This is a genomic window from Micromonospora sp. NPDC053740, from assembly GCF_040677775.1.
In the GTDB taxonomy this organism is placed as follows: domain Bacteria; phylum Actinomycetota; class Actinomycetes; order Mycobacteriales; family Micromonosporaceae; genus Micromonospora; species Micromonospora alfalfae.
This window is the reverse complement of the sequence record NZ_JBFASO010000008.1, coordinates 351441-362127: the sequence shown is the minus strand read 5'-3', so window position 1 is coordinate 362127 and position 10687 is coordinate 351441. Positions and strand designations below refer to the sequence as shown.

Genomic DNA, 10687 nt, shown 5'->3' with positions numbered 1-10687 from the left:
GCTGACGGCATCGCGACAGTTCCGTCGCCGCCGTTGGGCCTCCGATCCCTTGTCGACGCGGTGCATGGTGATCTGCGGCTTTTGGCGGTGTTGACACCCGCACGATCGGCCCTGCCCGGCCAGCCTGGAGGGTTGCCACGTCTGTCGACTCGTCGCCCACGAACGCGCCCACTGATCTTTCCTTGAGGCGAAAGGCGCAGGTGACGAGCGCGACGGTGGATATTGCAGGCTGTGTTTGCGACGACACTCATCGCCGTGACGATGCAACCACCACAGAACCCGGGGCCGCCGTACCCGCCGTCGTTCGGCCAGACGCCCCGACCGAACTGGTTCCGCCGGGCCACTCCCGCCGGCCGGGTCGCCGTGATCCTCGGCTCGGTGACGCTGTCGATCCTGCTGCTCTGCTGCACCGGCACCGCCATCGTCGGCGCGTTGACCGGCGAGCCGGAACCGACCAAGACCGGCACCGCCGCCGAGCAGGCGCAGCAGCCGATCCTGGCCGCGCCCGGCGAACCGGCCCAGGACACCCCGGCCATCGCCGCGCCCTCCACCGCGCCCCCGTCGGAGCCCGCCACTGCGCCCTCGTCGGTGGCACCCTCGTCGGCGGCAGCCGCGCCGGTGGTGCAGGTGACGACAGTGACGGAACAGGCCACCATCCGGTACGGCCAGCGGACCGTCAAGGACTCGTCACTGGCCGAGGGCAAGCGGGTCGTCCGGACCAAGGGCGTGAACGGGGTCCGGACCCTGACCTACGAGGTGACCACCACCGACGGTGTGCGGACCGCCAAGAAGCTGGTCAAGTCCGCCGTGACGAAGCAGCCGGTGACCCAGGTGGTGGCCGTCGGCACCAAGAAGCCGCAGTCGTCGAAGTGCGACCCGAACTACAGCGGCTGCGTCCCGATCGCCAGCGACGTCGACTGCGCGGGTGGTAGTGGCAACGGCCCCGCCTACGTCAGCGGACCGATCAGGGTCATCGGCAACGACATCTACGACCTGGACCGAGACGGCGACGGCATAGCCTGCGACTAACCCCACCCCCACCCCTGCCCCCACCCCCTGCCCCGGCGATCTTGCACTTTCTGTGCTCACTCTTCATTTCCTATCGGGCATATCGACGACAGGAAGTGCAAGATCGCGGGGGTGAGGGTTCTGGGTGGGACTCCTGCAGTGTGAGGCGCTAGCACGGCAGGGGGTGGGGTTGGGGGTTGTCCACAAGGGGGATCGTTTTCCACAGGTGGTCATCGCGGGACCTCTATGGGGTCCTGGATTGGTCAGCCTGCTTCCATGGCTACTCAGTTGTGGCGTACTGACGCACTCATGCGGCAGCTCACCGTCGGTCGGATCCGTAGTCGGCTCGACCGCGAGGAGTTGCACCGCGTACGCAGAGGGGTCTACGCCGACCAACCCTGCAGCGACGATGACACGCTGCGTGCACTGATGCTCCGGCTACCCGATGGGGCGATGTTGGCGGGGCAGAGTGCCGCTCGCCGATACGGCTTCGGGGTGCTGCGCGACGATCTGATTCACATCCAGTTGCCCGCCGAGGTGCAAAAGCCGCGTCTGCCCGGGGTGATAGTCCACCGGACGGTCCTACCCGCTCGGCCCGTCTTCGTTGGAGATCTGCCCTGCGTGCCAGCGGCTCGCTGTGCAGTCGACCTGGCTCGCGCCGTTCGGCGGCTCGACGCACTCCCGGTGCTCGACGCCGCGCTCCGGTCGGGCTTGGTCACCCAGGACGACCTGCTGGCCGAGGTTGCGGCACACAACGCATTGCGTGGTGTGCGCCAGGCCCGGCAACTCATACCGCTGGCGGACGGTCGGGCGGAGTGCCGACAGGAAAGCCAGTTGCGACTGATCCTGATCGACGGAGGGCTGCCCCCGCCGGAGCCGCAACTATGGGTGGCCGACCGCCATGGCATCCCCCTGTACCGGCTCGACCTGGGTTACCGCGAACACCGAATCGGCATCGAGTACGACGGACTGTCGCACCTGGACCGCGACCGGCTCAGGCACGACCGGGAACGGGTCAACTGGCTGGATGCGGCCGGTTGGCGGATGCGCTATTTCACCGATCGTGACCTCTACCGCCGCCCCCAACACATCAAAGCCACCATCCGAGCCGCCCTCTCCTAACCCCGCCCCGCCCCCGTCGATCTTGCACTTTCTGCCTCGACGAATAACGCCTTCGGGACATTTGGGCAACACAAAGTGCAAGATCGGCGGGGCGGGGCGGGGTGGGGCGGGGTGGGGTGGACTTCAGGGCGAGGGCACGGGGTGTGGTCTCTTGTGAGGCAGCTCATCTTTGGATGGCAATCTCCGTGGTCGGTGGGGACGGACGACCCAGATGAACTGACACGGGCACGAAGTCGACCGGGACTGGCTTGCGGTGGTTTGCCCGCTGGACACCCGCGTGGAGGATGGCTGCGACGGGTGCTTACAGAACCCTTAACCCGGGCCTGCGACGGTATGCCGGGCAAGCCGAACTCGGGGGAGCGGAAAACGTGCGGGTGCTGGTGGCGGACGACGAGCGGTTGTTGGCGGACACGGTGGCCGAAGGGCTGCGCCGTCTCTCGATGGCCGTCGACGTCTGCTACGACGGTGACGGTGCGCTGGAGCGGGTCGGGGTGAACCGGTACGACGTTGCGGTGCTGGACCGGGACATGCCCGGACACACCGGCGACGAGGTGTGCCGCAGCATCGCCGACTCACAGGTCGGCACCCGGGTGCTGCTGCTCACCGCGGCGGCCGGCATCCGGGACCGGGTGGAGGGTCTCGGCCTCGGCGCGGACGACTACCTGACCAAGCCGTTCGCCTTCGCCGAGCTGGTGGCCCGGGTGCAGGCCCTCGGGCGACGGTCCACGCCGGCGCTGCCACCGGTGCTCGCCCGGGACGGCCTGGCGTTGGACGTGGGCCGGCACCTGGCCACCCGGGACGGCCGTCCCCTCGCGCTGAGCCCGAAGGAGTTCGCTGTGCTGCACGTGCTGCTGCGCGCGGACGGCCAGGTGGTCAGCGCCGAGGAGTTGTTGGAGCAGGCCTGGGACGAGTTCGCGGACCCGTTCACCAACGCCGTACGGGTCACCGTGATGACCCTGCGTAAAAAGCTCGGCGATCCCGCGATCATCCACACCGTTCCGAAGGCCGGCTACCGCATCGGCGGCGCGGCGTGAGCTGGACGCCCCGACGTCGGGTGCTGCTGGTGGGGCTGCTGGCGCTGCTGGCCGGCCCGGTACTGCCGGCGATGGGCAAGTGGCTGTCGGGGTTCACCTGGACCTGGGGGCAGCAGCTCTGTGATCTGCCCGTGCCCGGGTTGGCGACGGTGTGCGGCAACGTGCGGCCGGGTGCGTTCATGCTTCCCCTGGTGGCTGTGCTGCTCGTGACGGTGGCCGTCCTGGTGGGCCTCTGGTTCGCCGCTGTGTGGTGCCTGCGTCCGGTCGCTGACCTGGCCGGGCCGATCGGGCATCTCGGCCCGCAGAACCTCGGTCACCGGATTCGGCCCCGGGGCAGCGATGAGCTGGCCCGGCTGTCCCGGGCGATCGACGAGATGATGGAACGCGTCTCCGCCGGGTACGAGGGGCAGCGGCGGTTCGCCGCTAACGCCTCGCACGAGCTGCGGACGCCCCTCGCCGTGCAGCGGACGCTCATCGAGGTCGGCATGGCCAGGGCGCTCACCGGTGAGCAGTTGGAGCTGCTGACCAGTCAGCTGTTGGAGACCAACGAGCGCAACGAACGACTGATCGAGGGCCTGCTCGCGCTCAGCGAGAGCGACCAGGGCCTCCGATCGCGGATACCGCAGCGGTTGGACACGATCGTCGAGGCGGTGCTGGCTGGATACCTGGACCGGGCCCGGGAAGCCGGGATCACAGTGGAGACCCATCTCGTACCCCGGGTCGTCGTCGGTGAGCGGGTGCTGCTGGAACGCCTGGTCACCAACCTGGTGGAGAACGGGATCAAGTACAACCGGCCGGGCGGCTCACTGACCGTCGTGGTGAGCGGCGTGCCCGCGCTGTCGGTGGTGAACACCGGTCAGCCCGTACCGGCCGAGGCGGTGGCCGGTCTGTTCGAGCCGTTCCGCCGACTCGCCCGGGACCGGACCTCGCAGGGCGGTGGGGCCGGCCTGGGCCTGGCCATCGCCCGTTCGATCACCCAGGCCCACGACGGCATCATCGCGGCCCGGCCCGCCGAGTACGGCGGCCTACGGGTCGACGTTCAGCTACCCACCTTGACCTGACACTTCCACCCTCAGTCACCGGGGTCCACGTACCGCTGGATCCCGCCTGTGGTGTGCCCGAAAAAGGAGAGACGATGACACGCACCGTTGGCCAGGTCCGGGCCGATGTCGAGGAGGCCAGCCGCTGGCTTTCCGGCCGCGTGGTCCGTACCCCCGTGCTGCGCTCCCCGGTGATCGACGAGCTTGCCCGGGCGCGGGTCCTGCTCAAGGCGGAGAACCTTCAGAACGGCGGCTCGTACAAGATGCGGGGCGCCCTGCGGGCGGTCGGCCGCCTCGCGGTGGCCGGCCACACCGGGGTGATCGCGCAGAGCACCGGCAACCACGCGGTGGCGGTGGCGTTGGCGGCGCGGCAGCACGGGCTCGCGGCGACAGTGGTGCTGCCTGTCGACGCGGCATCGACGAAGGTCGACCGGGCGCGCGCTGCGGGAGCGCGGGTGGTGTTCGCCGGCACCAGCGTCGAGGAGCGGGTGGCGGTGGCCAACGGGCTCAGCGACGAGAGCGGCCACCCGGTCGTCGACGCGTACGACCACCCGGACGTGATCGCCGGGCAGGGCACCGCGAGCCTGGAGCTGATCGAGGACGCCGAGCGCGCGGGGACGCCGTTGGACGCGCTTGTCGTACCGGTGGGTGGTGGTGGCGGGGTGGCCGGCGCGTGCCTGGCCGCCGCCGGGTCCGGCATCGCTGTGTACGGCGTGGAGCCGGTGGGTTGCGACTCGCTCGCCCGCAGCCTCGCCGCAGGTGTACGCGTGCCGGTGTCGCCGGCGCCCACCATCGCGGACGGGCTGCGGCCGTCCTGCGTGGGGGAGCTGCCGTTCGCCATCGTGCGGAACACGCTGCGCGCTGTCGTCCGGGTCGACGACGACGAGATCGCGGCGGCGTTCCGGCTGATCCTGACGGAGCTCAAGGTGCTCGCCGAGCCGTCCGGGGCGGCGGGACTGGCCGGCGCTCTCCGGCTTCCGCCGGACGCCGACCGGCAGCGGACGGTGGGCGTGGTGCTGACCGGCGGGAACGTGGAGGAGGCGCTGGTGGCCCGCTTGATGGCCCCGCGATCCGCCGGCCTGGCTGAGGAAGGGGCGGTGGCGTGAGCGCGCCGGTTCGGATCGGAATCCTGTTCGGTGGACCGTCGGCGGAGCACGAGGTCTCCTGTGCCTCCGCGCTCGGGGTGGCCCGGGCGCTCGCCGGTGGCGGCTACCGCACTGTCGCCATCGGCGTCACCCGCGGCGGCGGCTTCCGGCTGATGCCCGACGCGCTGCTGGCCGAGTTGCGCGACCGACCGGCCGGCGAGCGGGCCATCGACGACCAGTTGGTGGTGACCGGTCCGGCTGTCGAGTTGCGGGCCGGTCCTCGTCCGGGTGTCGTGCAGGTGTCCGCCGGTAATGCCCCCGGCGCTGTGCACGCCGAGCTGGACGTCGTCTTCCCGGTGCTGCACGGCCCGTACGGCGAGGACGGGGTGGTGCAGGGGCTGCTGGAGTCACTGAACGTGCCGTACGTCGGGTGCGGCATCCTCGCCTCGGCGGTCGGCATGAACAAGGTGGCGATGAAGCGGGCGCTGCGCGCCGAGGGCATCCCGGTCACCCCGTACGTGTCGTTCGACGCGCACACCTACCGGGCTGTCGACGACCCGGAGAAGCTGGTGACCGGGCTGAGCCGGCCACTGTTCGTCAAGCCGGCCAGCATGGGCTCGTCGATCGGCATCTCCCGCGTCGGCGAGGGTGACGACCTGGCCGCCGCCGTGGAGGAGGCGCTTCGCCACGACCAACTCGTCATGGCCGAGCAGGGCGTCGCCGGCCGGGAGTTGGAGTGCGCGGTCCTCGGTGGCTGGCGTCCCGAGGCGTCGGCGGTCGGCGAGGTGCAGGTCAGCGGCGGCTGGTTCGACTACCAGCAGAAGTACTTCGGCGACGCCGACCCGATGATCGTCCCCGCCGTGCTGCCGGACGAGGTGAGCGCTCGGGTCCGCGAGCTGTCGCTGCGCGCGTTCGCCGCGATCGGCGGTTGGGGTCTGGCCCGGGTCGACTTCTTCTACGACGAGACGACCGGTGAGCTGTACGTCAACGAGCTGAACACGATGCCCGGCTTCACCGCGCACTCGATGTACCCGAAGGTGTGGGCCGCCGTCGGGGTCGGCTATCGGGAGGTGGTGGACCGACTCGTCGAGTTGGCCCGGCTCCGGCATGCGGAACGGTCGGCGAGCACGGCGGGGAGCATCCGATGATCCTGCTCTCCGACCCCCGGGTGGCGGCGGTGCCCAGCGCCGACGACGGCGACGAGTTCGTGGACCTGCGTGAGCTGCCGGAGTTGCGGCTCGACGGCCGGGCGGCCGACCCGGCCGGGGCGTACGCCCGGTTGCGGGCCGGTGTCGTGGAGCGGCTGCTCGCCGCGCAGCGTGCCCTGCCTGGTGGGCTGCGCCTGCTGGTGGTCGAGGGCTACCGGCCGTACCAGGCGCAACTGGCCATCTTCACCGGCTACCGGGACGAGCTGCGCCGGCGGCACCCGGACTGGTCGCCGCAGCGGTTGCACCGGGAGACCACGAAGTTCGTCTCACCGGTCGAGGTGGCCCCGCACAGCACGGGCGGCGCGGTGGACCTGACGATCTGCACGGACGACGGTGTGGAACTGGACCTGGGCACTGCCATCGACGCCACCCCGGAGGACAGCGCCGACGCCTGCTTCACCGACGCGCCGGCGATCGGCGGCACCGCCCGCCGGCACCGGCAGATCATGGTGGAGGCCCTCGGCGGCGCGGGGATGGTCAACTACCCGACCGAGTGGTGGCACTGGTCGTACGGCGACCGTTACTGGGCGCTGATCACCGGGGCCCCGCGCACCCGGTACGGGCCGGTGGACCTGGCCGCCGCACGATCGATACCCGTGCCGGCTGAACGGTAGGACGCTCCGGTCCGTACCGGTGAGTGAAGGACACCACCGAGGACGGGAGTGACGGCGATGAGGGTGCAGCGCAGGCACGTGCTGGCAGCGAGCGTGGCGGTGCTCGCCGCGGTGGGCGTGTCGGTGGGGACCAGCTTCGGTTTCGCCGACACGGCCCCGGCGCGGTCGTCGGTCTGCTCCGGCTCGGTCACCTTCTCCGCTGAGGGTGGGGCACCGGCGGCGACCAGCGACCGGTTCCCGGTGGGTACCCGGCTGCGGGTGACCAACCTGGACAACAACCGGGCTGCCACTGTGACGGTGACCGGCCCGTCGGGCAGTTGCGTGCTGCTCAACGCGGCGGCCATGGAGCTGGTCCGCGAGCCGGGGAAGAACGTGATCCGCCGCAACGTGGTGGAACGCGTCGACGGCGCTGCCCCGCCCGCCGGCGCTCCGGCCCTCGGCACCGTCCGTCCGGGCGCCGCGTCTCCCGGCGCGCCCGGCCCGGCGCCCCGGTCGGCGTGCTCCGGGGCGATCACCTTCTTCGAGGAGGCGGCCGGACCGGCGGCGACCAGCGGACAGTTCCCGGTCGGCACCCGGCTGCGGGTGACCAACCTTGACAACAACCGGGCGACCACTGTGACGGTGACCGGCCCGTCGGGTAGCTGCGTGCTGCTCAACTCCGCAGCGATGGAACAGATTCGCGAGCCGGGCAAGAACCTGGTGCGCCGCAACACTGTCGAAGTGCTTCGCTGACCTCGGCGGAGGGGCCCGTGCACCGGGCCCCTCAGCCACTCAGCCCCTCAGCCACTCAGCCACTCAGCCGAAGGCGGCGTCGAGCAGGTCCGCGCCCCGGCTGAGCTGTTCGTCGGAGATCACCAGCGGGGGCAGGAAGCGCAGCACGTTGCCGTACGTGCCGCAGGTCAGGGTGAGCAGGCCGGCGGCGTGACAGGCCGCCGAGATCGCCGCCGTGGCGACCGGGTCGGGGGTGAGGGTGCCCGGCAGCACCAGTTCCACGGCGAGCATCGCGCCCCGGCCGCGTACCTCGGCGACCCGGGGATCCCGCTCGGCGACGGCCCGCAGCCGGGGGACCAGCACCGACTCGATCCGTCGGGCCGCACCGGCCAGGTCCAGCTCGTGCATTGTCTCGATGGTGGCCAGGGCGGCGGCGCAGGCGATCGGGTTGCCGCCGTACGTGCCACCGAGCCCACCGACGTGCACGGCGTCCATCAGCTCGGCCCGACCCGTCACCGCAGCGAGGGGCAGGCCACCGGCGATGCCCTTGGCCACTGCCACCAGGTCGGGTTCGACGCCCTCGTGCTGACAGGCGAACCAGTCCCCGGTGCGGCAGAAACCGGTCTGGATCTCGTCGGCGACGAAGACCACCCCGGCCGCCGTCGCCCACTCCCGCAGCGCGGGCAGGAAACCCGGCGCGGGTACGACGAAGCCACCCTCGCCCTGGATCGGCTCGATGAGCAGCGCGGCGACGTTCTCCGCGCCGACCTGCTTCTCGATCATCTCGGTCGCCCGGGCCGCCGCCTCCGCGCCGGAGAGCCCGCCATCGCGCAGCGGGTACGACATCGGCACCCGGTAGATCTCCCCGGCGAACGGCCCGAACCGGTGCTTGTACGGCATGTTCTTCGCTGTCAACGCCATGGTCAGGTTGGTCCGACCGTGGTACGCGTGGTCGAACACCACTACCGCCGGCCGCCCTGTGGCGTGCCGGGCGACCTTGACGGCGTTCTCCACCGCCTCCGCGCCGGAGTTGAACAACGCCGAGCGCTTCGCGAACCCGCCGGGCGTCAACGCGTTGAGCTGCTCGCACACCGCCACGTACGACTCGTACGGCGCGACCATGAAGCAGGTGTGGGTGAACCGTTCCACCTGCGCCCGGACCGCCTCGACCACCCTCGGTGCCGAGTTGCCCACGCTGGTGACGGCGATGCCGGCGGCGAAGTCGATCCACTCCCGGCCGTCCACGTCGGTGATCGTCGCGCCGGACGCGTGGTCCACGTAGGACGGGATCACACTGCCGACACCCCGGGCCACGGCGTCGCCGCGCCGCTTGTGCAGCTCCTCGGACGTCGGCGCGGCGCCGCTTGTCGTTCGCGACCGCGGGGCTCGCAGACCCGGCTCACTCCTCGCGCTCACGGTTCAGCCCTCGATGTTGTGCATGACGTGCTTGATCCGGGTGTAGTCCTCCAGGCTGTAGACCGAGAGGTCCTTGCCGTGCCCGGAGTGCTTGAAGCCGCCGTGCGGCATCTCGGAGACGAACGGGATGTGCGTGTTGACCCAGACGCAGCCGAAGTCGAGTCGACGGGTCATCCGCATGGCCCGGCCGTGGTCGCGCGTCCAGACCGACGCGGACAGGCCGTAGTCGACGCCGTTGGCCCAGCGCACCGCCTCGTCCTCGTCGGAGAAGCGCTGCACGGTGATGACCGGCCCGAACACCTCGTCCTGGATGATCTCGTCGGCCTGACGCAGCCCGGAGACCACCGTCGGCGCGTAGAAGTAGCCGCGTTCGCCGTGGCGGGACCCGCCGGTCTGGATCGCCGCGTGGTCCGGCAGACGGTCCACGAAGCCGCTGACCCGGGTGAGCTGGTTGGCGTTGTTCAGCGGGCCGTAGAGCACGTCCGCGTCGTCCGGGGCGCCGGTCTTCGTGTTGCGGGCCTGCTCGGCGAGCGCCGCCACGAAGTCGTCGTGGACGCCGGGGCCGGCCAGCACCCGGGTGGCCGCCGTGCAGTCCTGCCCGGCGTTGAAGTAACCACCCAGCGCGATCGCCTCGGCCGCCGCCTCGACGTCCGCGTCGTCGAAGATCACCACCGGGGCCTTGCCGCCCAACTCCAGGTGGGTCCGCTTCAGGTCGGGGGCCGCCGCGGCGGCGACCTCCATGCCCGCGCGGGTCGAGCCGGTGATCGACACCAGCTGCGGGGTCGGGTGCGACACGAGGGTACGACCGGTGTCCCGGTCGCCGCAGACCACGTTGAACACCCCCGGCGGGAAGAACTCGGCGGCGATCTCGGCGAGCAGCAGCGTCGACACCGGCGTGGTGTCCGACGGCTTGAGCACCACGGTGTTGCCGGCGGCGAGCGCGGGGGCGATCTTCCAGACCGCCATCATCAGCGGATAGTTCCAGGGGGTGACCTGCGCGCAGACGCCGATCGGCTCACGCCGCACGTAGGAGGTGTGCCCGGCCAGGTACTCCCCGGCGGACCGCCCCTCCAACATCCGGGCGGCACCGGCGAAGAACCGGAACTGGTCCACCGCCGGGGGAAGTTCCTCCTCGGCGGTGAGCTGGCGGGGCTTGCCGGTGTTGCGGACCTCGGCGTCGACCAGCTCGGCGGCGCGTGCCTCCACGGCGTCGGCGAGCTTGAGCAGTGCCCGCTGCCGCTCGGCGGGGGTGACGTCCCGCCAGCTCTCGAACGCGGTGGCGGCGGCGTTCATCGCCGCGTCCACGTCGGCGGCGCCGGAGACCGGGGCCTGGGCGAACACCTCACCCGTGCAGGGGTCGACAAGGTCGGCGTAACCGCCATCGGACGGGTCGACGTAGGAGCCGTTGACGAAGTTGCGCAGCTGCTGCTGGTCACTCATGAGGGATCA

10 protein-coding genes are annotated in these 10687 nt (G+C 71.1%); 8 read left to right on the top strand and 2 right to left on the bottom strand.

Features of this window, described 5'->3' with window-relative positions:
- The first annotated feature begins 261 nt into the window (after nucleotides 1-261).
- From AB0K35_RS22640 to AB0K35_RS22605, 8 genes are all read left to right on the top strand, one after another.
- Nucleotides 262-1029, top strand: a complete 768-nt coding sequence (locus AB0K35_RS22640; RefSeq protein ID WP_363887385.1) for a G5 domain-containing protein — start codon at nucleotides 262-264, stop codon at nucleotides 1027-1029.
- A 255-nt stretch (nucleotides 1030-1284) separates the two neighbouring features.
- Complete coding sequence (locus AB0K35_RS22635; RefSeq protein ID WP_363887337.1) at nucleotides 1285-2130, top strand: DUF559 domain-containing protein; 846 nt, start codon at nucleotides 1285-1287, stop codon at nucleotides 2128-2130.
- Nucleotides 2131-2498: 368 nt separating this feature from the next.
- Complete coding sequence (locus AB0K35_RS22630) at nucleotides 2499-3164, top strand: response regulator transcription factor (protein WP_238666618.1); 666 nt, start codon at nucleotides 2499-2501, stop codon at nucleotides 3162-3164.
- Nucleotides 3161-4225, top strand: coding sequence for a HAMP domain-containing sensor histidine kinase (locus AB0K35_RS22625; RefSeq protein ID WP_363887334.1), 1065 nt, complete (start codon nucleotides 3161-3163; stop codon nucleotides 4223-4225). The genes AB0K35_RS22630 and AB0K35_RS22625 overlap by 4 nt, the downstream gene beginning before the upstream one ends.
- Before the next feature lie 74 nt (nucleotides 4226-4299).
- The gene (locus AB0K35_RS22620; protein WP_363887331.1) at nucleotides 4300-5310 is read left to right on the top strand and encodes a pyridoxal-phosphate dependent enzyme; all 1011 of its coding nucleotides are present in this window, start codon (nucleotides 4300-4302) and stop codon (nucleotides 5308-5310) included.
- Complete coding sequence (locus AB0K35_RS22615) at nucleotides 5307-6437, top strand: D-alanine--D-alanine ligase family protein (RefSeq protein WP_363887329.1); 1131 nt, start codon at nucleotides 5307-5309, stop codon at nucleotides 6435-6437. The genes AB0K35_RS22620 and AB0K35_RS22615 overlap by 4 nt, the downstream gene beginning before the upstream one ends.
- On the top strand, nucleotides 6434-7111 hold the full coding sequence (locus AB0K35_RS22610; protein WP_363887326.1) for a M15 family metallopeptidase: 678 nt from the start codon (nucleotides 6434-6436) through the stop codon (nucleotides 7109-7111). The genes AB0K35_RS22615 and AB0K35_RS22610 overlap by 4 nt, the downstream gene beginning before the upstream one ends.
- Nucleotides 7112-7168: 57 nt before the next feature.
- Complete coding sequence (locus tag AB0K35_RS22605) at nucleotides 7169-7843, top strand: hypothetical protein (protein WP_363887324.1); 675 nt, start codon at nucleotides 7169-7171, stop codon at nucleotides 7841-7843.
- A 63-nt stretch (nucleotides 7844-7906) separates the two neighbouring features.
- On the opposite strand, the gene gabT is transcribed toward AB0K35_RS22605, so the two are convergent.
- Together gabT and AB0K35_RS22595 are read right to left on the bottom strand one after the other, a co-directional pair.
- On the bottom strand, nucleotides 7907-9214 hold the full coding sequence (gene gabT / locus AB0K35_RS22600; protein WP_363887383.1) for a 4-aminobutyrate--2-oxoglutarate transaminase: 1308 nt from the start codon (nucleotides 9212-9214) through the stop codon (nucleotides 7907-7909).
- Between the two features lie 27 nt (nucleotides 9215-9241).
- On the bottom strand, nucleotides 9242-10678 hold the full coding sequence (locus AB0K35_RS22595; RefSeq protein ID WP_238666613.1) for a gamma-aminobutyraldehyde dehydrogenase: 1437 nt from the start codon (nucleotides 10676-10678) through the stop codon (nucleotides 9242-9244).
- Nucleotides 10679-10687: the final 9 nt, after the last annotated feature.

Bases quoted from the DNA above. Each gene is read 5' to 3' on its own strand.
- AB0K35_RS22640 (WP_363887385.1), top strand. From the start codon at position 262: ATGCAACCACCACAGAACCCGGGGCCGCCGTACCCGCCGTCGTTCGGC.
- AB0K35_RS22635 (WP_363887337.1), top strand. From the start codon at position 1,285: ATGGCTACTCAGTTGTGGCGTACTGACGCACTCATGCGGCAGCTCACC.
- AB0K35_RS22620 (WP_363887331.1), top strand. From the start codon at position 4,300: ATGACACGCACCGTTGGCCAGGTCCGGGCCGATGTCGAGGAGGCCAGC.
- AB0K35_RS22610 (WP_363887326.1), top strand. From the start codon at position 6,434: ATGATCCTGCTCTCCGACCCCCGGGTGGCGGCGGTGCCCAGCGCCGAC.
- AB0K35_RS22605 (WP_363887324.1), top strand. From the start codon at position 7,169: ATGAGGGTGCAGCGCAGGCACGTGCTGGCAGCGAGCGTGGCGGTGCTC.
- AB0K35_RS22595 (WP_238666613.1), bottom strand. From the start codon at position 10,678: ATGAGTGACCAGCAGCAGCTGCGCAACTTCGTCAACGGCTCCTACGTC.